General features: G+C 35.4%; 25 protein-coding genes. 21 read left to right on the top strand and 4 right to left on the bottom strand.

Features of this window, described 5'->3' with window-relative positions; genetic code table 11:
- Nucleotides 1-2 precede the first annotated feature (2 nt).
- The 4 genes from rsgA to ATN92_RS13580 all read left to right on the top strand — a co-directional run bounded on the left by rsgA (nt 3) and on the right by ATN92_RS13580 (nt 3,532).
- Nucleotides 3-893: a ribosome small subunit-dependent GTPase A gene (rsgA, locus tag ATN92_RS13595; protein WP_056951307.1), complete on the top strand. Its 891-nt coding sequence runs from the start codon at nt 3-5 to the stop codon at nt 891-893.
- Between the two features lie 13 nt (nt 894-906).
- A complete protein-coding gene (gene rpe / locus ATN92_RS13590) occupies nt 907-1,578 on the top strand; it encodes a ribulose-phosphate 3-epimerase (RefSeq protein ID WP_056951305.1) in 672 nt (223 codons plus the stop codon).
- The gene (locus ATN92_RS13585) at nt 1,575-2,228 is read left to right on the top strand and encodes a thiamine diphosphokinase (protein ID WP_056951303.1); all 654 of its coding nucleotides are present in this window, start codon (nt 1,575-1,577) and stop codon (nt 2,226-2,228) included. Before rpe ends, ATN92_RS13585 begins: the two co-directional genes overlap by 4 nt.
- Before the next feature lie 158 nt (nt 2,229-2,386).
- Nucleotides 2,387-3,532: a trans-sulfuration enzyme family protein gene (locus ATN92_RS13580; protein ID WP_056951301.1), complete on the top strand. Its 1,146-nt coding sequence runs from the start codon at nt 2,387-2,389 to the stop codon at nt 3,530-3,532.
- A 63-nt stretch (nt 3,533-3,595) separates the two neighbouring features.
- Here the strand turns inward: ATN92_RS13580 and ATN92_RS13575 are convergent, their stop codons facing one another.
- Together ATN92_RS13575 and rpmB are read right to left on the bottom strand one after the other, a co-directional pair.
- A complete protein-coding gene (locus ATN92_RS13575; protein WP_056951299.1) occupies nt 3,596-4,423 on the bottom strand; it encodes a polysaccharide lyase domain-containing protein in 828 nt (275 codons plus the stop codon).
- A 110-nt stretch (nt 4,424-4,533) separates the two neighbouring features.
- Nucleotides 4,534-4,719, bottom strand: coding sequence for a 50S ribosomal protein L28 (gene rpmB / locus ATN92_RS13570; RefSeq protein ID WP_010019437.1), 186 nt, complete (start codon nt 4,717-4,719; stop codon nt 4,534-4,536).
- 197 nt (nt 4,720-4,916) lie between these two features.
- Here rpmB and ATN92_RS13565 point away from each other — a divergent pair, with 197 nt between their 5' ends.
- The 14 genes from ATN92_RS13565 to rplS all read left to right on the top strand — a co-directional run bounded on the left by ATN92_RS13565 (nt 4,917) and on the right by rplS (nt 20,324).
- A complete protein-coding gene (locus tag ATN92_RS13565; RefSeq protein WP_025085695.1) occupies nt 4,917-5,285 on the top strand; it encodes an Asp23/Gls24 family envelope stress response protein in 369 nt (122 codons plus the stop codon).
- Between the two features lie 25 nt (nt 5,286-5,310).
- Complete coding sequence (locus ATN92_RS13560; RefSeq protein ID WP_087721298.1) at nt 5,311-6,999, top strand: DAK2 domain-containing protein; 1,689 nt, start codon at nt 5,311-5,313, stop codon at nt 6,997-6,999.
- A gap of 73 nt (nt 7,000-7,072) precedes the next feature.
- Nucleotides 7,073-9,109 (top strand): ATP-dependent DNA helicase RecG, encoded by a 2,037-nt coding sequence (gene recG, locus ATN92_RS13555; protein ID WP_056951297.1) that lies wholly within the window; start codon nt 7,073-7,075, stop codon nt 9,107-9,109.
- A gap of 12 nt (nt 9,110-9,121) precedes the next feature.
- A complete protein-coding gene (gene plsX / locus ATN92_RS13550) occupies nt 9,122-10,126 on the top strand; it encodes a phosphate acyltransferase PlsX (RefSeq protein WP_056951295.1) in 1,005 nt (334 codons plus the stop codon).
- Between the two features lie 11 nt (nt 10,127-10,137).
- Complete coding sequence (gene acpP / locus ATN92_RS13545) at nt 10,138-10,380, top strand: acyl carrier protein (protein ID WP_025085698.1); 243 nt, start codon at nt 10,138-10,140, stop codon at nt 10,378-10,380.
- 85 nt (nt 10,381-10,465) lie between these two features.
- Nucleotides 10,466-11,155 carry a ribonuclease III gene (rnc, locus tag ATN92_RS13540; RefSeq protein WP_054641954.1) on the top strand — a complete coding sequence of 230 codons (690 nt, stop codon included), beginning with the start codon at nt 10,466-10,468 and terminating at the stop codon, nt 11,153-11,155.
- A 14-nt stretch (nt 11,156-11,169) separates the two neighbouring features.
- Nucleotides 11,170-14,715 (top strand): chromosome segregation protein SMC, encoded by a 3,546-nt coding sequence (smc, locus tag ATN92_RS13535; protein ID WP_056951293.1) that lies wholly within the window; start codon nt 11,170-11,172, stop codon nt 14,713-14,715.
- A 10-nt stretch (nt 14,716-14,725) separates the two neighbouring features.
- Complete coding sequence (ftsY, locus tag ATN92_RS13530) at nt 14,726-16,225, top strand: signal recognition particle-docking protein FtsY (RefSeq protein ID WP_056951291.1); 1,500 nt, start codon at nt 14,726-14,728, stop codon at nt 16,223-16,225.
- Nucleotide 16,226: 1 nt separating this feature from the next.
- A complete protein-coding gene (ylxM, locus tag ATN92_RS13525) occupies nt 16,227-16,568 on the top strand; it encodes a YlxM family DNA-binding protein (protein WP_056951289.1) in 342 nt (113 codons plus the stop codon).
- Between the two features lie 12 nt (nt 16,569-16,580).
- A complete protein-coding gene (ffh, locus tag ATN92_RS13520) occupies nt 16,581-18,017 on the top strand; it encodes a signal recognition particle protein (RefSeq protein ID WP_054641952.1) in 1,437 nt (478 codons plus the stop codon).
- 257 nt (nt 18,018-18,274) lie between these two features.
- Entirely contained in the window at nt 18,275-18,547 is a 273-nt protein-coding gene (gene rpsP / locus ATN92_RS13515) for a 30S ribosomal protein S16 (RefSeq protein WP_010019451.1), read from the top strand.
- 66 nt (nt 18,548-18,613) lie between these two features.
- Nucleotides 18,614-19,129, top strand: coding sequence for a ribosome maturation factor RimM (gene rimM / locus ATN92_RS13510; RefSeq protein ID WP_056951288.1), 516 nt, complete (start codon nt 18,614-18,616; stop codon nt 19,127-19,129).
- Entirely contained in the window at nt 19,129-19,857 is a 729-nt protein-coding gene (gene trmD / locus ATN92_RS13505; RefSeq protein ID WP_056951286.1) for a tRNA (guanosine(37)-N1)-methyltransferase TrmD, read from the top strand. The genes rimM and trmD overlap by 1 nt, the downstream gene beginning before the upstream one ends.
- A 113-nt stretch (nt 19,858-19,970) precedes the next feature.
- Nucleotides 19,971-20,324, top strand: coding sequence for a 50S ribosomal protein L19 (gene rplS, locus ATN92_RS13500; RefSeq protein ID WP_054641949.1), 354 nt, complete (start codon nt 19,971-19,973; stop codon nt 20,322-20,324).
- A gap of 91 nt (nt 20,325-20,415) precedes the next feature.
- Here the strand turns inward: rplS and ATN92_RS13495 are convergent, their stop codons facing one another.
- A complete protein-coding gene (locus ATN92_RS13495; RefSeq protein WP_056951284.1) occupies nt 20,416-21,036 on the bottom strand; it encodes a histidine phosphatase family protein in 621 nt (206 codons plus the stop codon).
- An 87-nt stretch (nt 21,037-21,123) separates the two neighbouring features.
- Entirely contained in the window at nt 21,124-21,747 is a 624-nt protein-coding gene (gene lexA / locus ATN92_RS13490; protein ID WP_025085679.1) for a transcriptional repressor LexA, read from the bottom strand.
- 94 nt (nt 21,748-21,841) lie between these two features.
- Between lexA and ATN92_RS13485 the strand changes: the two genes are divergently transcribed.
- The 3 genes from ATN92_RS13485 (at nt 21,842) to ATN92_RS13475 (ending at nt 23,783) form a co-directional block, all read left to right on the top strand.
- Nucleotides 21,842-22,084 carry a DUF896 domain-containing protein gene (locus ATN92_RS13485; RefSeq protein ID WP_025085678.1) on the top strand — a complete coding sequence of 81 codons (243 nt, stop codon included), beginning with the start codon at nt 21,842-21,844 and terminating at the stop codon, nt 22,082-22,084.
- 62 nt (nt 22,085-22,146) lie between these two features.
- On the top strand, nt 22,147-22,365 hold the full coding sequence (locus ATN92_RS13480; protein WP_056951281.1) for a YneF family protein: 219 nt from the start codon (nt 22,147-22,149) through the stop codon (nt 22,363-22,365).
- 167 nt (nt 22,366-22,532) lie between these two features.
- Entirely contained in the window at nt 22,533-23,783 is a 1,251-nt protein-coding gene (locus ATN92_RS13475) for an ISL3 family transposase (RefSeq protein WP_056950777.1), read from the top strand.
- The last annotated feature ends 69 nt before the right edge of the window (nt 23,784-23,852 follow it).

Raw genomic sequence — 23,852 nt, 5'->3', positions numbered from 1 at the left:
TTATGGAAAAAACAGGAAGAATCATAAAATCAATCAGTGGTTTTTATGATGTTTTTGACGATGAAAGTAAAGAGATAATTCGAACTAGAGCACGGGGTAATTTTCGTAAACGTAAGATCAAGCCTTTAGTTGGTGATAAAGTAACTTTTGATGCAACAGGTGATCTAGGTTATATTCTGGAAATCTTGCCACGTGAAAATAGTTTGGTTCGACCACCAATAGCTAATATTGACCAAGCTATTGTGGTTACTTCAGCAGCAGAACCAAATTTTTCAAGCAACTTATTGGATAAAATTCTAGTTAATATTGAACATAACGATATTGAACCAGTAATTTATTTGACGAAATCGGATCTTTTAAGTGATGAACAGTATCAAACACTAAAGAAAACCTTGGAAGGTTATCATCAAGCAGGTTATTTGGTTTTTGATGATCGTGATAGTTACAATGACCAACAAGTTGCTAAATTAGAGGCAACTTTTGCTGGAAAGGTGACTGTCTTTACCGGCCAATCCGGTGCTGGTAAGTCGACTTTGCTGAATCATATCGATACTGAATTAGGTTTGGCAACAGCTGCCATTTCTCAGACTTTGAATCGTGGAAAACATACAACTAGACAAGTATCGTTATTTGATATTGCTGATGGTTTAGTAGCTGATACACCTGGATTTTCATCAATTGATCTGATGAATATTGCTCCAGAAGAATTGCCTACTTTATTCCCAGAGTTCTTGGAATATAGTCCTGAATGCCAATTCAGAGGTTGTCGTCATGTCAATGAACCAAACTGTAAAGTTAAGGAAGAGTTGGCAGAAGGTAACATAATGCAGAGTCGTTATGACAATTATCTGTATTTTTTAAATGAAATTAATTCATACAAAAAAAGATATTGAGGAGTTGATTTAAATGACAGTAAAGATTGCACCTTCAATTTTGTCTGCAGATATTATGAATCTAGAACGAGATGTGAAAGTAGCTGAACAAGCTGGAGCAGATGTGTTCCACATTGATATTATGGATGGTCACTTCGTACCTAATATGTCCTTTAGCCCTAGTGTGGTTGAAGGGATGCGTAGAGTAACCGATAAGCCATTAGATGTTCATTTGATGATCGATAATCCTGATGCTTATATCAAACCAATCGTTGATGCTGGTGCTGATACTATTCTGGTTCATGCTGAAAGTACACAACACATTTATCGTTCAATTGACTTGATTAAGAGCTTGGGTGTTAAAGCTGGAGTAGTTGTTAATCCAGGAACACCTTTGGAAACAGTTAAAGAGCTTTTCCCAGTTATTGATCAAATTTTGGTTATGACAGTTAACCCCGGGTTTGGTGGTCAAAAATTCATTCCTGGTATGACTAAGAAGATTCAACGTTTGGATCAACTACGCCAAACAGCTGCCGATGATGATTTTCTAATCGAAGTTGACGGTGGGATCAATAATGAGACTATTGCTCAATGTGCCCATGCTGGTGCCGACATTTTTGTTGCTGGCTCATACCTTTATGGTCATGAGGACATCAAGGATCGTGTTGATAATTTGAAGTCGTTAGCAGTGAATGCTAAACAATGAAACGAGTAAACATTCTTTTAGGTGGTCCCAAGTCTGAGTATCCAGATGAGTTAAGTAAGAGCATTAAAGGAATTCCTGGACCTTGGGTTGGAGCGGATCGCGGTAGTCTATATTTGTTAGAACAAGGCATTATTCCTGATATTGCCATTGGTGATTTTGATTCGATTAACAAGAAAGAACAACGCTTGTTAAAAGACAATATTGCTGATTTCAAAAAGTTCCCACCAGAAAAAGATGATACGGATTCAGAGCTATGTCTTTTAGCGGCTAGGGAGAAGTATAATGCTCAAGAATATTATGTTTATGGAGCAACTGGTGGTCGAATTGATCATTTCTTAGTTAACTTGTTTTTACCATTCGATCCAAGATTTTTGGATTTTTACGATAAGTTGTATTACAAGTCAGCTACGAATACGATCAGATTCTGTAAACCAGGCCGCTACAAAATTTATCATGAGAACGGAATGAAATACATAGCCTTTGTTAATTTAGGACCTGTAACGCATTTAAATATCTATGATGCTAAATATAAGCTGAAAGATTTTAATGCCGGACATCCGGTTAGCTGGGCAAGCAATGAATTCTTGAATGAAACCATTGATTTTGGTTTTGAAAGTGGCATCGTTGCCATTATTCAAAGTAAAGATTAAACAAAAGAGCAGACACTTATTGTTAGTAAGTGTCTGCTCTTTTGTTATAGTTTAATAAATATTTTGATAATAAAAGTATTTATAGTTAAAAGATTTTCTTAGAAGTGATACGATAGGGCTTGTTTTGCACTGACTAAATCAAATGTTGGAGGGGAATTATGACAGAATTTGATACGAAATTAGTTCACGGAACACCACAAAAAGATAACAATACAGGGGCTGTTAATGTACCTGTTTACAATTCATCGACTTATATTTATCCATCAGTTGATGCTAAAGTTAAATATGATTATGCTCGTTCTGGAAATCCAACCAGAAATTATTTAGAACAGCAAGTTGCAGAATTAGAAGATGGTTATCGAGGGTTTGCCTTTTCTTCGGGTTCAGCTGCCATTCATGCAGTTTTAGCAATTTTTAAACCAGGGGATCATTTAATTATTGGCAAAGAAATCTATGGCGGGACTTTTAGAATTATTAATGAATTTTTCAAGCGTTGGAATTTAGAGTTTACTGCCGTTGATACTCAAAATCCTGAGGAAATTGAAGCCGCAATTAAGTCAAATACTAAAGCAATTTATTTTGAAAGTTTTACTAATCCGTTATTACATGTAACAAGTGTTAAGAAGACGGCTGAAGTTGCTAAGAGACACCATCTTTTAACGATTGTCGATAATACGTTCTTATCACCATACTTACAAAGGCCATTAGATTTAGGGGCTGATATTGTAATTCATTCAGCTACTAAATATTTGAGTGGTCATTCAGATGTTATTGCTGGTATGGTTGTGGCAAAAAATGCCAAAATTGCAGAAAGAATTTATTTTAATCAGAATGCAATTGGTTCGACACTTTCTCCAGAGGATTCCAATTTAGTTCGTCGAGGAATTCAAACTTTAGCTGTTAGAATGGATCGTCATTTGAGTAATGCTCAGAAGATTGTTGAATTTTTACAAAGTCGTTCAGAAATTGCTAAAATTTATTATCCAGGAATTGCAGGTAGTGAGGATCACGAAATAGCTCAGGCCGAGGCAGACGGTTTTGGTGGAATTGTTTCTTTTGAATTGAAAGATGGTTTGGACTCTACTAAATTCGTTGAGGGGACTAAATTGATTCAATTAGCCGTTAGTTTAGGCGCTGTTGAGAGTTTAATTGAATTGCCATATAAGATGACACATGCAGAATTATCGCCTGAGGAGCAATTAAAAGCGGGTATAACACATCAATTAGTCAGATTGTCCGTTGGTATTGAGGATCCTAAGGATTTAATTGCAGATCTTGCCAATAGCTTGGATCAATTACAATAAAAAACATCTATGTCAGAAAAATGATACAAATTACGTATCACTTTTTCAGTCATAGATGTTTATTTATTTTTTTTTAATGTTTTGGTGATCTTCATTGAATGGCTTTTTGTCGTCAACTGATACTTTAGAAGAGTTATCAAATTTAAAATGCAATTGATCAGGCTCAGGGTTAGTATTATTAACTTCAAAGTCGCCTTTAAAGATTCGCAACTTTGGTTTATTGCTGGTAAAAACTAAATCTTGACCTTGAAATTTAGATCCGCTATGGACAGTTAAGTCATTTTTATGAGGAACTACGTACGAAACCATAGTTAAATTGCGGAAATAAGTTTCTGAATGTTGACGTAATTTAAATTCGTGAGTAACGATTGAGTTTCTCAAATATGCTTTTGATTTTCTTTGGAATAAAAATTGAATTGAAGTATTGTCAGCGAAAATTTGGCTATTATCGAGTGATAGGCCAATTGCTTTTGTCTTCATACCAGTCAAAATTTGTGAGTTTTTGAATGAGAAACTAGCATTTTGACCATAAATCGTATCCCAATTATCAGAAGTTTCACGATTTATACAGACATTATCCGTATAAACTTCAGCACCGTCGTAAGCAGATAAAGTATTTTCACCATCAGCAGGGAAAGTAATGGTTAAGTTTTTAAAAATAATAATATTCTTAGCACCAATGGTAAAACTACAATTTAATTTAATATTATCTTTGTTAGAAGATTTACCGATAAAAGTTAAATTTTGTCTGACTGTACAAATAAAGGGGCTCTCACTTGTAAAGTAGGTACCAGGTTGCAATTCAATTACATCGCCGTCCTTAGCGTTCACAATAGCTTGAGCCAATTGATCATCTTTATTTTCTTGATCGCCAATGATAAATTTACTCATTTTTAATAGGCCCCCTTTAGAAAAGAATTTTAGAAATTTATTATAATAGAGTAAAATAAAAAGGACCAACAATATAGATTGCTAGTCCTTTTTAAATAATTAAGTGATAATTATACACGAGTAACTTTTCCTGATTTCAATGCTCTAGCTGAAACCCATACACGTTTTGGCTTACCATCAACCATGATACGAACTTTTTGCAAGTTTGGCTTCCAAGAACGTTTTGATTGGTTAAGAGCGTGTGAACGTTTGTTACCGAACACTGTTTTACGGCCTGTAATAATATCTTTTGCCATGGGACCGACCTCCTTTGGCTACATGTTTTTCTTTAAAATATCACCTGACTAATTTACCATAACCTAGAAATGAAATCAATAGACTAATTGTGTAATAATAGAGTTTATTATAGTTTATTTCTTTAATTCGAAATGTTGCTATGATAAAATTTTAATGTTTATTATGGCTTAGGTCCAAAGAATAGGAGGATCCAGAAATGGCAGTTACAATAAAAACAAAACATGGTGAAATTGAAATTTCAACAAATACTGTTGCAACAATCGTTGGTGGAGCTGCTTCTGATATCTACGGTATCGTAGGTATGGCAAGCAAGAATCAATTGCGTGATGGTATGAATACAATCTTAAACCGTGAAGATTTTTCTAGAGGTATAGTTATTCATCAAGAAGATGGTAAACTGGCCGTTGATGTCTATATAATCGTTGGATATGGAATTAAAATATCCGAAGTAGCAAGAAATTTAAAAGAAAAAGTAAAATATAACCTAGAAACAATGCTAGGAACACCAGCCGGCACTGTTAACATCTATGTTCAAGGAATTAAAGTTCTAGATGATATTGAATAGGTAAAGCTGGTTGGAGGGGAAACTTTTGAGCAAAGAATTAATTACAAAAAAAGAATTTTCAGATATGGTGCGTGTTGCATCGCACAGACTTGAAAAAAATGCTAAGTTTGTAAATTCGTTGAATGTCTTTCCGGTTCCTGATGGCGATACCGGAACTAATATGAGTTTGACAATTCAAAGTGGTTTTAAAGCTGTTAATGAATCAGAGAGTGAAAATGTCGGTGTGCTCGGCAAAGCTCTTGCAAAGGGTCTTTTGATGGGTGCACGTGGTAATTCCGGTGTTATTACTTCACAGATTTTCCGTGGTTTCTCAAAGAGTATTGAAAATAAAGATTCTTTGACGGCTATGGATTTAGCTAAGGCTTTCGATGATGGCGTAAAGACAGCCTATAAAGCTGTTATGAAACCAGTTGAAGGAACAATTTTGACTGTTGCCAGATATGGTGCTGAAGCAGCTATGAAGAAAGTCGAAAGTACTAATGATACAATCGAAATTCTACAAGCAGTCGTTGCGGGTGCTAAGGTCGGACTAGAGAAGACACCATCATTGCTTCCTGTATTGAAGGAAGTTGGTGTGGTTGATTCCGGTGGTCAAGGACTAGTATTCATCTATGAGGGCTTCTTAGAAGGCCTCAGCGGTCAAACAAGCAATGATGAAGAATATGTCCCTGATGAAAAAGATATGAGCGAGATGGTTAATGCTAGTCATCATCAAACAGCTCAAGGTCAATTCAACACTGATGATATTGAAAATGGTTATTGTACTGAAATGATGGTCGAGTTAGGTGATAATCCTACTTCTGACGAAAAATTCGATAATGAAAAATTACGTAGCTATTTAGATACAATTGGTGATTCACTAATTTGTGTATCTGATGATGAAGTGATTAAAGTCCATGTTCATACCAACTACCCTTATAAAGTTTGGGAAGCTGGTCGTAAATTTGGTTCTTTATCAAAAATCAAAATTGATAACATGAGACTTCAACATGAAACAATCGTTGAGGAAGATGAACCATTTGAAAATGCTGAAGCACCTAAGGAAGAAGTAAAGCAACTTGATTATGCTGTTATTGCTGTTTCTTCAGGTGAAGGTTTGACCAAATTATTTGAAAGTTTGGGTGTAACAAATATTATCAGTGGTGGACAAACAATGAATCCATCAACAAATGATATTGTTGACGCAATCAATAAATCCAATGCTAAACGTGCACTTGTTTTGCCTAATAATGGAAATATCATTATGGCAGCCAAACAAGCGGTCGATCTAGTGGATATTCCGGTAGCCATTGTTGCTACAAAGACGATTTCACAAGGAATGACAGCAATGCTATCGTTTAATCCTGAATCTGATTTGGAAGATAACAAAGAAAACATGGAAGACTCCTTAGATACAGTTAAGAGTGGTCAAATTACTCAAGCTATTCGTGATACTGAGATTGATGGCTTAAAGATTACCAAGGGTCATTATATGGGAATTGTTGACGGTAAGATTTTAGTTGATGATGCTGATATTATTGCCGGTACTGAAAAGATGCTCGACAAGATGATCGATGAAGATAGTGAAGTAATTACTATTTTGGTTGGTAAAGATGGAAATACTGAAGATGCTCAAAAAGTCGCTGATTACTTAGATGATAAGTACGCTGATCTTGAAACCGAGATTCACCAAGGTGACCAACCAGTTTATCCATATTTAATTTCGGTTGAATAAAAATAAAGGAGGCACTGATAAAACGTTTGTTTTGTCATGCCTCTTTTAATTCTGTTAGAGAAAGGGGAAATTTATGGATCTTAGGAAAGTATCGTTGGCAACATTACCTGGCGTAGGTCCTAAACGCTTAGAATCTTTACAATCGTTAGGAATCGAAAATGTCTATGATTTGTTATTTTATTTTCCTTTTCGATATGAGGATATGGAAGCCAAGTCGTTAGATGAAGCCACGGATCAAGAGAAAATTCTTTTAAAAGGTGTTGTTGCTAGTGATCCGGTTGTCTTCCGCTTTGGTTACAAAAAAAATCGTTTGAATGTGCGGCTCTTGGTTGAAAATGAATCGATTATGGTAACATTCTTTAATCAACCATGGTTAAAAGATAAATTTGAAACTGGTAGCGATGTAGCAGTTTATGGTAAATGGAATCAGAATCGACGCGCTTTGACAGGTGTTAAAGTGATTGATGTGAATAATGATGATTCGATCGACTCAGTTTATTCAGTAAATAAAAATATCCATCAGAAGACATTGATTAATTTGATAAAATTAGCTTTTGAGAAATATCATGATCAGATTGATACCGTGGTGCCAGAATTCTTGCGAGAAAAATATAAACTGTTGGATGATGAACAGATTGTAGCCGGAGTTCATTTTCCTAAAGATGCAGAACAGAGTGATGAGGCCAGACGTAGCGCAAAATTTCGTGAATTTTTCTTATTCCAATGTGGTTTGCAGAGCATCAAATTAAATGATAACCAAAGAAATATCGGAATAATTGAAGGTTATGATAAGACATTTATTGAAAAATTTATTAAAGATTTACCGTTTACTTTAACGTCAGCACAAGATCGAGTTGTCAAAGAAATATTGAGTGATATGGATTCAGATCATCACATGAATCGTCTTTTGCAAGGGGATGTTGGATCTGGGAAGACGATTGTCTCGGTTATTGCTATGCTGGCTTCAGTAACAGCGGGATACCAAGCTGCCATCATGGCACCAACGGAAATTTTGGCTCAACAACATTTTGATAAAATTAGTAAATTGTTAGCACCATTGAAGATTCGGACAGCTTTATTGACGGGGTCACAGACAAAAAAAGAACATGATTTTATTACTAGTGATATTGCTGATGGCAAAACTAATATTATTGTGGGAACCCATGCTTTGATTCAAGAGGGCGTTGATTATAAAAATTTGGGCTTAATCGTAATTGATGAGCAACACCGTTTTGGAGTTAATCAACGAAAGGCCATGCGTCAAAAGGGTGAAAATCCTGATGTCTTGGCAATGACAGCTACACCAATACCAAGAACCTTGGCAATTACGACATATGGTGATATGGATGTTTCACGAATCGATCAATTGCCTGCTGGACGTAAAAAGATTGAAACCTATTGGATCAGAAGTCAGAAGATTGAACAGATGTACCAATTTGTCGACAAAGAGTTATCCACAGGCGCCCAAGTGTACGTAGTCACTCCGTTGATTTCTGAGTCAGAGAAGATGGACTTGAAAAATGCTGAGTTGATTTATGATAAATTTACAGAACTCTTTGGTAAGAAGTACAAGATCGGGCTGTTACACGGACAAATGCCCAATGATCAAAAGGAATCAGTTATGAATGATTTCAGTGATAAAAAAATTGATGTTCTAGTTTCAACGACGGTTATTGAAGTTGGAGTCGATGTGCCGAATGCTTCAGTGATGGTTATCTATGATGCTAACCGTTTTGGTTTATCACAGTTGCATCAGCTTCGTGGTCGTGTTGGTCGTGGAGAGAAGCAATCGTATTGTATCTTGATTGCGGATCCTAAAAACGAGACAGCTTTAGAGCGGATGAAAATTCTAACTTCAACTAATGACGGTTTTGTCCTAGCCGAAGAAGATTTGAAAATGCGTGGCGCAGGTGATATGTTAGGTAATCGTCAGTCAGGTTTACCAGAATTTAAAGTTGGTAATCCTGTTAATGACATCAATATTCTAGAAGTGGCCCAAGAAGAGGCAAAGCGTCTCTTTGAAGATGAAAAACTGATGAATAGTCCAGAAACAAAGGTTTTAAAATCATTTATAAATGATGAATTTGACCAATTAAATAATTTTGATTAGTGAGGAAACAAAATGAAAATAGCTGTAGATGCAATGGGTGGGGACAATGCTCCTCAAGTAATTGTTGAAGGTATTGAACAAGCACGAGATGAATGGGATAATCTAGAATTCGTTTTATATGGTGATCAAGAAAAGATCAAGAAATATTTGAAAGATGCTACAAGAATTTCTATTGTTCACACGGATGAAGAAATTTTAGGAACTGATGAACCAGTTAGAGCTATTCGTTCTAAAAAGAATGCTTCAATGGTTTTGGCTGCTAAGTCAGTTAAAGATGGTGAGAATGATGCGCTATTTTCACTAGGAAATACCGGAGCATTGTTGGCAGCAGGAATTTTTATTGTTGGAAGAATCAAGCAAGTTGATCGTCCAGCCTTGATGCCAACTTTACCAGTAACTAATTCTTCTTTAGGTGTTAATATTCTTGATGTTGGTGCTAATGCCGAAGCAAAACCTAGCTATTTACAACAATGGGCCGTTATGGGTTCAATCTATGCACGTGATGTTAAAAAGATTGATAAACCAAGAATTGCCTTGTTAAATAATGGTACTGAATACGATAAGGGCGATACCTTACACAAAGAGGCTTATCAATTATTAAAGAATACTGAAGGTATTAACTTTATTGGTAATGTTGAATCAAACAATATTTTGGCTGGTGTAGCTGATGTTATCGTTACTGATGGCTTTACTGGTAATGCTGCATTGAAGGCTACTGAAGGAACTGCTACTATTCTTTTAAGCGAGTTAAAAGATGCCTTGCTAAACAATGGTATTTTTACTAAAATGGGTGCAGCTATCGTTTCGCCGTCATTAAAGGGTTTAAAGAAGATGTTTGATACATCTCAAGCTGGTGGGGCAGTCTTACTTGGATTGAAGTCACCAGTAATCAAAGCACACGGTGCCGCAGATGCTAAGACAGTCTTTTATACAGTTAAGCAAATTAATGATATGCTACAGAATGATACAATTAACAAAGCAAATAAGTATTTTGAAAAAATGAGTACTGAAAAATAAGGAGAAACTCCATGACAGAACAAGAAGTTTTTGACAAAATTGTTTCACTAATTACTGATAAATTCGAAGTTGAACCATCAACAATTACTAAAGAAACATCTTTTACTAAGGATCTTGATGCTGATTCAATCGACCTTGTTGAATTTGTACTTGAACTAGAAGATGCCTTTGGTTCAGAAATTCCAGATGATGATGCTGAAAAGATTACAACAGTCGGTGAAGCAGTTACTTACATTTCTTCACATCAAAAATAAGGCCGTGTGGTCTTATTTTTTTATCCAGATAATTATTTATGATAAAAGTTTAGTATAATTAATGTTATTGGAAAGGGGACACGTTATGTTAGATCCGAAATTCTTAGAATTTTTAGATGAAAGATACGGAATTAAGTTTAACGATAAAAGACTCGTTGAAAGAGCCATGACACATTCGTCATTTGATAATGAACACAAGGAATTAGGTATTGGTGACTACGAACGCTTGGAGTTCTTAGGAGATGCCGTTCTAGAAATTAATATTTCTCGTTATTTGTTCAAAAAGTATCCTGAATTACCTGAAGGTAAATTAACAAGATTAAGATCAGATATTGTCAGAACAGATAGTTTTGCTCGTTTTGCTAAAGAAATTAATATTGATAAGTACCTTTTGATTGGTAAAGGTGAAGAAAAACAAGGCGCACGTCAAAGACATACATTGTTGGAAGATATCTTTGAAGCCTTCAATGGTGCCTTGTATTTGGACCAAGGTAATGAAGTTGTAAATGAATTCTTGAAAAAAGTTGTTTATCCACATATTGATTCAGGTGAATTCTCCGAGGATACAGACTTTAAGACTCATTTACAGGAGAAATTACAACAATCTGGTGAAGTAGAAATTGATTATAAAGTGATCGATGAAGAAGGTCCAGATCACGATAAGAAATTTAAAGTAGAATTAATTGCTAATGGTAAAATCTTGTCCAAGGGTCTTGGATACAGTAAGAAGCACGCCGAACAAATGGCAGCCAAAAGAGCATTAGAGGAATTATAGTAGGAGTTTAGTTTATGCCATTAAAATCGTTAACGATCAATGGGTTTAAATCTTTTGCTGACAAGACAAAGATTGACTTTACGAGTGGAATCACTGGTATCGTCGGACCCAACGGGAGTGGAAAATCAAATATCACAGAGGCCATTCGTTGGGTAATGGGTGAACAATCAGCAAAAAGCCTACGTGGAGACAAAATGGTCGATGTGATTTTTGCTGGTAGTGCAACACGTCCCCAAATGAATCGGGCGGAAGTTGTTTTAGAATTTGATAATCGTAATCACGAATTAAAATCGTCACAAGATGAAATTGTTATTTGTCGTCGTCTATTTAGAAATGGTGATACAGAATTTTTAATTAACAATAAACAGTGTCGTTTACGTGATATTACGGAATTATTTATGGATTCGGGGATGGGGAAACAATCATTCTCCATTATTTCTCAAGGTCGTGTTGAAGCTATTTTTAATAGTAAACCGGTTGAAAGAAGAACCATTATTGAAGAATCAGCGGGTGTTTCGCTTTTTAAACAGAAGAAACAACAAGCTGAGAATAAAATGTCCGAAACAACTGATAATTTACATCGTGTTTCGGATATTGTCTCTGAGCTATCTAAGCAAGTTGAACCCTTGAAAGAGCAAGCTAGTATTGCTCGCGATTATCAAGAACAAAAGAGTAAGTATGACAGCATTTATCAAAAAATCTTAACAATTGAAATTAGAAATTTGTCGGCTCAAAAGCATCAAATTGATAAGGAATTGCGTGAAGTTAAGTTAAGTGCTCAAAACATTGCTAAAGAAGTAAAAATTGCGAATAAACAAGTTGAAGATAACAATGCTGCTATCAATGATTTGACGCAAAAAATTGATGAGAATCAGACTAAATTGGTTGAGAATACCCGCACACTCGAAGTGTATAACGGTAAAGTAGCCGTAGCGGATGAACGTAGTGGTTTCAATTCGACTAACCAACTTTCTTTAAAGAAACAGTTAGATGATTTAAAGAAACAAAAAGAAATTAATGAGAAGAAATTAACTGATTCTAATCAAAAGTTAGCTGATTGTGAAGCACAGATTGCTGATTTTCAAAAGCAATTGGAAGATGTTCAACAATTAAAACAGAAAACGCCAGCTGACATTGAAAAAAATATTAGTGATCTTCGTGACCGATATGTAGATTTATTGCAAGAACAAGTTTCTAACAATAATGAACAAAATTTCTCACAGAAACAGTTGGATCGAATTCAAGCTCAAATCAGTGATCAAAATCAACAGATCCAGTCGATTAATAATGATTTAACTGAATCAAAAGAGAAACGTCAGGCAGTAGAGGCTAAAGTTAAGGTTTTAGTTACCGATAATAAATCTTTAATTGAACATGATCAGACTTTAGCTAAGGAAATTGACCAAGTAACTGAGACTGGAAAGCAAGAGAATCGCAATTATCTAAATGTCTTAGAAGGACTTCAAGAAATCAAAGCACGTAAAAAAGTTCTAGAGAACATGGAACAAGAACATGCTGGTTTCTTTGAAGGTGCTAAAAATGTCTTGAACAATCAATCCAAGCTAACCGGAATTGTTGGTGCCATCGCTGAGTTGATTTCAGTGCCTAAAGAATATCAATTGGCTGTTGAGACGGTCGTAAGTAATCAATTGCAATCAATCGTTACTGAAGATGAAGTCTCAGCTAAACAAGCAATTGCCTTTCTACGTCAAAGTCGTGGTGGTCGAGCTACTTTCTTGCCTTTAAACATCATCAAACCACGCAGCATTTATGCTAATGACTTGAACAAAGCCCAAGCAATCGCAGGTTTTGTTGGGGTCGCTAGTGACTTGATTGAATATGATGGTAAAGTTGAAAATATTGTAAAGAATATTTTGGGTAATCTATTAGTTTCTGAGAATATTGACGCAGCTACTAGAATTTCAGCTGCGGTAGGTCGTAAGTATCGTGTCGTTACTTTAGACGGTAATGTGGTCAATGCGGGTGGTTCATTAACTGGTGGTCAACAAAGAAGAATTAATTCTAATATTTTGACAAGAAAAGATGATTTGACGGCCTTGACGACTGAATTGTCTAAAAAGGAAATTTTACTTGATCAAAAGCAAAAGACTGTTCAAGATTTACGTCAAAAATTGATTGGCTTAAATGCTGAAAAGAAGACAGCTGATGAAAAATTAGCTAGCTTTAATCAGGAAAAGAATCAATTAGAAAACTCAATGTCAACTTATCAAAATGAAGAGAAATATTTTAAAGAACGTTTGGATGTTATGCAGTACAGTCTTTCTAAGAATCGGACTGAAGAATCAGAATTAAATTCTGACTTGGAAAAACAAGTACAATTAGCCAATGATATCAAGGATAAAATTTCTCAAGTACAGGATGAAATTAAACAAAAAGAACAAATCTTGGCTGACTTTGATAGTGAATTGAGTTCAATCAATGAAAATGAACAGAGTTTGCAAACTAAATTGGCGGTTGTTCAGAGTAAACACGAGAGTGAGTTGGCTCAGAATAACGATTTGAAAGAAAGTACTATTAGTCTTAGTCAACAAGTAACAGAAGTTGAAGAACGATTGAAAGATTTGAATTCTGAAAAAGATAAATTACAGTTAAGTAATTCAGAAGTAAAAGAAAAGATCAATCAATTGAAACAAACAATCACAGAACTTCAAGATAACGCGACTGATTTGAAAGCTAAACGTCAGGAACAACAAGAATTGTCTACACAGTTGAATGCAAAGGCTCAACGTAATTTTGACTTACAAAAGAATGCCTCTGATCAACAAGAGACGTTGGCAATCAAGAATACAAAGCTTTCTAATGAAATTGATAGCCGCTTGGATATTCTCTCTCAAGATTATCAATTGACCTATGAAGCTTCATTAGTTGAATTGAATAAAGGCGACTATGATCCAGAACAACTACAAAAAGAAGCTCGTTTACTTAAGATGGGAATTGATGAGTTAGGAACTGTTAATTTATCGGCCATCGCTGAATATGATAAAGTAAAAGATAGATATGAATTTTTAACACAGCAACAAAACGATTTATTAAAGGCCCGAGCACAATTATTAGATACAATGTCAGAAATGGATAAAGAAGTAACAACTAGATTCAAAAAGACGTTTGATGAAGTTGCAAATGCTTTTGAAGACATTTTCCCAGAGATGTTTGCTGGTGGCCGTGCTAAATTAGTACTAACTGAGCCAGATAATCTTTTGGAAACGGGAATTGAAATTATTGCTCAACCACCAGGGAAGAAGTTCCAACGTTTAAGCTTGTTATCCGGTGGTGAAAAGGCTCTAACAGCTATTACGTTGTTGTTTGCCATTATCAAAGTAAAACCAGTGCCATTCTGCATTTTGGATGAAGTTGAAGCTTCACTTGATGATGCTAACGTTTATCGTTTTGCCAATTACTTGAATCAATATGATGACAATACAGAATTTATTGTGATTACTCACCGTAAGGGAACCATGATGAATGTTAACCGTTTGTATGGAGTAACCATGGAAGAATCTGGTGTATCACGTATGTTGTCTGTCGAAGTCAAAAAATAAGGAGTTAATTATGGGATTATTTGATCGTATTAAAAAAGCTTTTACTGGAAAAGACGATTCTAAAGATGAAAAATTAGAAGAAAAAGCTCCAGAAGCTGAAAAAGAACCTGACCAAAGTGTTGAATCCAGCAAAACTTCTGATGATTCCGATAAAACAGAGGAAACACCTAAGGAAACTGAAGAATCCACTCCAGAGGTTAAGGTAGAACAAGAGCCAGAATCTGAATCAGAACCTGAACCAAAATCAGATTCAGAATTAGAGCCAGAACCAAAGGAAACGGAAGCTGAAAAAGAACCTGAGGAAGTTCAACTTGAACAAGAAGAGCCTCAAATAGAAATACCAGAAGTTAAGGAGTCCGTAGAACCAAAGAAATCTGAACCTGTAGACTCAACTGAAAATGAAGTAGAAGTAGAGTCAGAACCTGAAACAGAAGAGACACAACCTGAGGAAGCAACTATTTCTGAGGATACTGAAGTAGAAGAGGAGACTAAATCTGAAGAATCAGAGGATGTTGAATCAGATGCTGAAGATAAATCTGAACCGGAATCCGAACCAAAAGATGATGTTAAAGAATATGATGAGGGTTTGAAAAAGAGTCGTAATTCCTTCAGTGCTCGTTTTAATCGTTTTTTAGCTAATTTTAGAAGTGTTGATGAAGATTTCTTCGATGATTTGGAAGAATTATTAATTGAATCAGATGTTGGCTATGAAACGGCAATGCGTATTTCTGACGAATTACGTGAAGAAGTAAAACTTGAGAATGCTAAGAAACGTTCTGATGTTTCTAACGTTATTGTTAAGAAATTAGTTGATATGTATGGTGAAGAAGGTAAGAACGAAGATAATACTTTGAAGTTCAGTACTGATAAAACACCGACTGTCTTTCTATTCGTTGGTGTTAATGGTGCTGGTAAAACAACTACAATCGGTAAATTAGCACATAGATATCAACAAGAAGGCAAAAAAGTTTTACTTGCTGCAGGTGATACTTTTAGAGCCGGTGCGATTGAGCAACTTCAAGAATGGGGTAAACGTGTTAACGTACCTGTTCAAGCAAGCAAAGCACATACTGATCCAGCTTCGGTTGTTTATGATGCTGTCCAAAGGGCCGTAGAAGAGGATTTTGACATCTTATTAGTTGATACAGCTGGACGTTTGCAAAATAAAGAAGGCTTGATGCGTGAGTTGGAAAAAATCAAGCGTGTTATTACTCGTGAATTGCCAGATGCACCACAAGAGGTATTGTTGGTGTTGGATGGTTCAACTGGACAAAATGCTTTAAGTCAAGCTAAACAGTTTAATGAGACCACTGCTGTTTCAGGTATTGTTTTGACAAAACTTGATGGTAGTTCTCAAGGTGGAATTGTTTTGGCTATCCGTAATGAGTTACATATTCCTGTGAAATTAGTTGGTTTGGGAGAACAAATGGACGATTTACGTGACTTTGATCCTGAGAAGTTCATTTACGGACTATTTAAGGAACTAATTGTTGGAGCTTCAAATAAATAAAATGAAGATAGATGAAACCACACGCGTGAATCTGTTGTATAATTTTTATCATTCTTTATTAACTAAGAAACAGAGCCGCTATGTTGAACTTTATTATGTTGAAGATTTTTCACTTAGTGAAATTTCTGAACAGTTAGAAGTTTCACGACAAGCAGTTTTGGATAATTTACATCGTACTGTTAATTCATTGGAGTCTTTTGAACAGGAATTAGGATTAATTAAAAAGACAACTGAGATTGATGATATTGCTGATACTTTGCAAACCTTAGTCGAAAAAAAATATTCCAACGATAAAGAACTTTTAGATTTAGTACAAAGAATTTTAAAAATAAATGAAAATTAATAGGAGAAGAATATGGCTTTTGAAGGATTAAGCGAACGTCTACAAAAAGTTTTCTCAACCTTAAAGGGTAAGGGAAAGCTTTCTGATGAAGATATTCGTAAAGTAATGCGTGAAGTACGTATGGCTTTACTTGAAGCTGATGTTAACTTTGACGTTGTTAAGAGTTTCGTTAAGACAGTCAGAGAACGTGCTTTAGGTGCCGAAGTAATGGACAGTTTGACACCTTCACAACAAGTTATCAAAATTGTTGATGAAGAGTTAACTAAGTTAATGGGACAAGAAGCTGTTCCGTTAAATAAATCGGCTCATATACCAACAATTATCATGATGGTTGGTTTGCAAGGTGCTGGTAAAACTACAACAGCTGGTAAATTAGCTAATTATCTTAAAAATGATAAAAAGGCTCGACCACTCTTTATTGCTGGGGATGTTTATCGTCCAGCCGCTGTTGAACAGTTAAAGACTATTGGACAACAATTGGATGTGCCTGTATACGATGAAGGAACAGAACATGATCCTGTTGATATTGTTCGTAATGGTTTAAAAGTTGCTGACGAGAACAAAAATGATTATGTAATTATTGATACAGCTGGACGTTTGGAAATCGATGAGCAATTGATGGAAGAATTGACACGTATCAAAGAATTAGCTCATCCAGATGAAATTTTGTTTGTTGCCGATTCTATGACTGGTCAAGTAGCTGCTAAAGTAGCTGCCGGATTCGATGAGCAATTGGATATCACTGGTGTTGTTCTAACTAAGTTAGATGGTGATACCCGTGGTGGTGCTGCACTTTCAATTCGTTCCGTTACTGGTAAACCAATTAAGTTTATTGGACAAGGTGAAAAATTAGATCAATTAGATGTTTTCCATCCTGATCGTATGGCTAACCGTATCCTTGGTATGGGTGATATGTTGACCTTGATTGAGAAAGCTCAGTCAGATTATGATGAGAAACAAGCTAAAGAAGTAGCCGAAAAGATTCGAGAGAATAGTTTTGACTTTAACGATTTTATTGATCAAATGGATCAGATTCAAAAAATGGGTCCTTTGGATGAAATCATGAAGATGATTCCAGGAATGGCCAATAATCCTGCTTTAGCCAATATCAATATTGGTGAAAAAGATATTGCGCATTTAAAGGCAATAGTTTATTCCATGACACCAAAAGAACGAGAAGATCCCGATTTGTTGAATCCTTCAAGAAGAAGAAGAATCGCTAAAGGATCAGGCCAAAGCATTCAAAATGTTAACCGAATGATCAAACAGTTCAAACAGTCACGAGACATGATGAACAAAATGAGCAAAGGTAACATGGCCGGAATGGATCAACTTATGGGCAATGGTATGCAAGGACGTCTAGGTAAGATGGCAATGCATTCAATGGTCCGTAAGAGTAAGAAACGTAAGAAGAAACGCTTAAAGAAGATTAAACGATTCAAATCATAGAGAGCGCAGTAGGCCTGGGAATTTCCGAGGATTTGCCTAAGCTCTGGAATCGCGCGCGTACTGTGCGGGCAATTTCAGAACTGTAGCAAACCGGAAGAAATTGGCCTACGCAGCTCGTTTCCACTATTCAACATAGAACATTGGTTATTAAAAAAGTAAGAAACATAAAAAAGAGAGTGGTGTAAAGAAAAAAACTTTACACCACTCTCTTTTTTGTGTATACTAACAAAGTTAAGTATTTAGGAGGAAACAAACATATGTCAGTTAAAATTAGAATGAAACGTATGGGTAGCAAGTTACGCCCATTTTATAGATTAGTTGTTGCAGATTCACGTTCACCACGTGATGGCCGCTTTATCGAACAAGTTGGTTACTACAACCCAATCTCACAACCAGAAGAAATCAAACTTGATGATGACAAGATCGTTGAATGGTTGAACAAAGGTGCACAACCTTCAGATACAGTTCGTCACTTGTTGAAACAACATGGTATTATGCAAAAGTTCCATGAAAGCAAGTTTACAAAATAGTTATTTTGATGGGACCAGATAAAACGATGTTTTGTCAGGGTCCTATTTATTTATCACGGAGGAAAAATGACCGAAAAATTATATCGAGTTGGTACTATCGTCAATACGCATGGTATTAAAGGTGAATTAAAAGTCGTTCCAATTACAGATTTTCCAGAAGATCGTTTCAAAACGGGTTCAAAATTAGTCTTTAAAAAGAATAATTCTAGTGAAGAGTTCACGGTAGAGTCAGCTCGTAAACATAAGAATTTTATCCTTTTGAAAATAAAGGGATATGACAACATCAACGATGTTGAAAAGTATGTTAAATCAGAGCTTTTTGCTAGTGGTGAGTTAACTTCCGAATTAAATGAAGGTGAATTTCTTTATAAGCAGATCATTGGTTTGCAAGTAGTAGACAAAGACCTTGGTGAAATTGGAAAGATTACTGAGATTATGGAATTAGGTCCAAATGATGTTTGGGTCGTAAAAGGAACTAAGTATAAGGAAGTCTTGTTACCTTATATTGAAGATGTTGTTAAGAATGTTGACCTCGACAAACAAGTTGTTGAAGTCGAAATACCGGATGGATTGATAGATTAATGGATATTACAATTTTAAGCATTTTTCCAAGAATGTTTCAGGCTTTAAATGAATCTTTGATTGGTAAAGCTCAAGAAAAGGGACTTGTTAATATTGATGTAGTTGATTTTCGTGATTATACGACAAATAAGCAACATCATGTTGACGATACAACTTACGGTGGTGGAGCAGGTATGCTTTTACAAGCTCAACCAATTTATGATGCTATGAATTATGTTGAAACAAAAAAGCCGGGTCGCAAACGAGTAGTTTTACTTGATCCAGCCGGTAAAACTTTCAACACAAAAATGGCACGTGACTTTGCTAAAGAAGATCAATTAGTTTTTATTTGTGGACACTATGAAGGTTTTGATGAGCGTGTTAAGGATCTAGTTACAGATGAAGTTTCAATTGGTGACTATATTTTAACCGGTGGAGAATTACCAACTATGAGTATGATTGACGCAACATTGCGTTTTGTACCTGGAGTTTTAGGTAATTCATTCTCCGCTGAGGAAGAATCGTTTTCAAATGGTCTGTTAGAGTATCCACAGTATACTAAACCGGCTGATTTCCGTGGTAAGAAGGTTCCAGAGGTTTTGACAAGTGGTGATCACGAAAAGATTCGTCTTTGGAGATTGACTCAAGCCTTGAAAAAAACCTTGGAACGTCGACCAGATTTATTGGAAACTGCAAAGCTGACGGATGAGGAAGAGAAGATTCTCAGAAAAATTCGTCAAAATATATAGTTTACAAGTTCGTCCAAATAAAGTATCATATTAAGAGTGTTTGGACACATATTAACGATATTCCGCTGTATGTCAGAGATATATAAGAGTGTCGAATTAGGGAGAAATTATTCATGAATGAATTAATTCAAGATATTACAAAAGAACAATTACGTTCTGACATTCCTGACTTCCGTAGCGGTGACACTATTCGTGTACATGCTAAGGTTGTTGAAGGTACTCGTGAACGTATTCAATTATTCGAAGGTGTTGTAATTAAGAGACATGGCTCAGGTATCAGTGCTACATACACTGTACGTAAGATGAGTAATGGTGTTGGTGTTGAAAGAACATTCCCATTGAACACACCTCGTGTAGAACAAGTTGAAGTTATCAGACATGGTCGTGTACGTCGTAGCAAGCTTTACTACCTACGTGCTCGTACAGGTAAGGCTGCTCGTATTAAGGAACGTCGTCGCGACATCTAATTTAATACATTTAATGGCAACTAAACTTCAAAAAATAAACCATCAGGTTGAATTTTATAATTCAATGATGGTTTATTTTTTTGCAATCAAATTAGTTAAAAATCTGGTTAAAATATTCTAAATAAAACTTCTGATCTTCTGGGGTAGCGACAATTTTAGTGACACTAGTATTTCGAGGTTCGGGAATACTCATCATATCTTGAGGTTTCAGAACGTCTAAAGCTGCTGCTTTAACAGTAAAGCCGTGTGTAACGCAGATAAGCTTGTCATTGGGGGATTTACTTAGAGCGTCTTCTAAAAAGCTGTGTACCCGTTTAACAACGTCCTCAAAGCGTTCTCCATCAGTGGCATACTTAGTGTAAAAAGGTAGAACGTCATTCCAGTATTTATTGTAAGCATCAGGATGAATCTTTTTTAAGTCGGCATTCTTTTGTCCGTCCCATTGACCGTAAGATATTTCCACCAATCTTTTATCATAAGAGATTGGTAGATTAGCTTCTTTATTTAAGACGGCAGCTGTCTGTTGGGCACGCTTTAAAGGACTACAGATAATACGATCAGCAAAACTAATGTCAAAATTTTGTGCCAAAGTTTGGGCTTGTTGTTGACCGTGTTCATTTAAGTAAGTCATTTCAGTATTGATGTTACCTTGTTTCATTTTCATCACGTTAGCTTTAGTTTGTCCATGGCGGATGAGATAGAATTCAGTCATAATTTCTCCCTCGTAGTTAAATTACTTTCTATTATAGAAGAAATTACTGATAATAATAAAAAAATCACCCCAAAAGGAGTGATTGATTTAAAAAATTTGTGAACGATATAATCCAACAACTTTACCAAGTATCTCTACGTTATCTAAGATAATTGGATCCATTGTATCGTTTTCAGGTTGTAGGCGGTAATGTCCATTTTCTTGATAGAATCTCTTACATGTGGCTTCAATGTCTTCAGTCATGGCAATAACGATCTCACCATTGTTAGCAAAGTTTTGTTCATGTACTATGACATGGTCGCCATCGTAAATACCACAGTTGATCATACTTTCTCCGTGAATTTCGAGCATAAATAATTCGCCAGAATCACGATTTAAGTCAGGTGGAATTGGGAAATATCCATCAGGGTTACGTTCAGCTGTAATTGGTTGTCCAGCGGCAACAGTACCGAGGATAGGAATTTGTTTTGACTTAATACCGATGGAATTCAAACCCGCACCGGTAAGTTCGATTGCCCTAGGCTTAGTAGGGTCACGTTGAATGAAACCTTTTTTCTCAAGACGAGATAGATGACCGTGTACCGTTGATGTAGATGATAAGTCTACAGCTTCGCAGATTTCTCTGACAGTTGGCGGATATCCATGCTCGTCTAAATAATCATAAATACATTGTAAAATTTGTGACTGTTTAGAGCCTTCAGCTTTTGACATTAGAACACCTCATTGTTAATATCTTAATTAGATTGTATCAAAATATGAATGCAAGTTCAAACAAGTGTTCGATATAATGGGGAGAGTTAAAATTATGAACGAACAAGAAGAATTGCTCAAAAAAATTAATAAATTAGCTCATAAGGCTAAAGATGGAACTATTACCAAAGAAGAAGAAGATCAACAAGCCGAACTTAGAAAAGAATATTTGAAGAATTTCCGTGCTAGTTTTAGATCTCAACTTGAAATGACACGAGTGTTTGATAAGCAAGGAAATGAAGTCACACCGGAGAAAGTTAGAGAAATTCAACGTAAAAAAGGTTTACGTGACGATTAGTGCTTTCAATTAGAGTGATTTTTTTGTAATATTAATAGATGTATGGAAAGGGTGAAACATAAATGGGAACAACAATAATCGTTGGTATTCTAGCCTTATTAATCGGTTTAGTTGGTGGATTCTTTATTGCCAGATGGTATATGAAGAAGTACTTCCAAGACAATCCACCAATCAGTGCAGATATGATTAAGCAAATGATGGCTCAAATGGGACAAAAACCATCACAAAAGAAACTTAACCAGTTAATGAGTACTATGAAAGCATCACAAAAAAAGAAGTAATTAGTTAAATTAATAGGCGATATGCATATTTTAATAGTTCTATACTTTCTGGTATTGATGAATAATCAATACCAGTTTTTTAATCTCTAGAAAATAAAAAAAGAACATCACTGTTCTCATGTTAAGATTTAAGCGACCAAACCCAATCAAACATGGAGAAAACAATAATGTCCCAAGACAATTCTATACTATGTGCACTCGATATAAAAGACAATAATATAAGTAATGTTTCAGTCAAGGACGCTACGATTAAAAATCGTGGCGTTATAAAGCATATAAAGATCGTAAACGCTGATTTAACTTATAAACTGTATCGATGTCCACAATGTGGTTTAAATTCATTAGTCAAAAATGGAAAAAGAAAAACTAATGCTAGATTAGCCAGTTTTAACGGTATTGAGTATCATTTGATGCTCAATAAACAACGTTATATTTGTAAGAACTGTGGTGGCACCTGCGGTGCCCACAGTGATTTATTAATCAAAAATCATACTATGACTAAACAAGTTCAAAACAGAATATTCGTTATGGCAAAGGAATCCTTTACTTTAACATCAATAGCTAAGATCATCGGAGTATCAGTAAATACAGTAAGCAGAGTCTTATATGACAATACCAAATTACCAAATAGATGTGATTGTCTTCCAAAAAACCTGTGTTTTGATGAATTTCGTTCAGTTAACGGTATATTTACTTTTATAGCTATTGATGCACAAACACATCATCTAATTGAGCTGATTCATGATCGACTCTCTAAAACAGTTATTGAACACTTTATAAATAACTATAGCTTGTCAGAACGGCAAGCCGTTAAGACTGTCTCTATTGATTTGAATGCTAATTATCAGTCGGTCATTCATAGAATTTTTCCCAATGCTCAAATAATAGTTGATAGATTTCATATAGTTCAGCTATGTAGCCGGGCATTGGATCAAGTTAGAATCAGTTGTCTTAAAAAAATAAATGATAAACATTCCCGTTTGTATAAAGCACTTAAGTCTAATTGGCGTCTCTATCATCTGCCTGAGGCAGATGTAGACGACAAGAAAGTAAAATATATTTTTGGAATCAACGAATATACTACAACGCGAAACGTTATTGATATAGCCACTGACAATCTACCAGTTTTTAAAAATACTTATGATATTTATCAAGGTATTCAGAAAGCGATACATGAACACGATATATCATTACTCAAAGAAACCATCTATGGATATAAAAAGAATAATACCGCTATGGATACATCTATTTCAACGTTACGTAAGAATTTAAATTATGTAAAGAATAGTTGCACAATGCCGTACTCCAATGGTCCTCTTGAAGGGACCATTGGAAAGATAAAAAAACTCAAACATATCAGTTATGGCTTCAGAAATCTTGACCATTTTCTTAAGAGAATAAGACTCATTTGCGCATAAAAAAAGACAACCTACATGAGGTTGCCTTCTATACAAAAACTATTCATCAATACGATTTGACAAAGAGCC

Source organism: Companilactobacillus bobalius (genome assembly GCF_009764355.1).
This window is presented reverse-complemented; position numbering and strand designations above follow the sequence as displayed.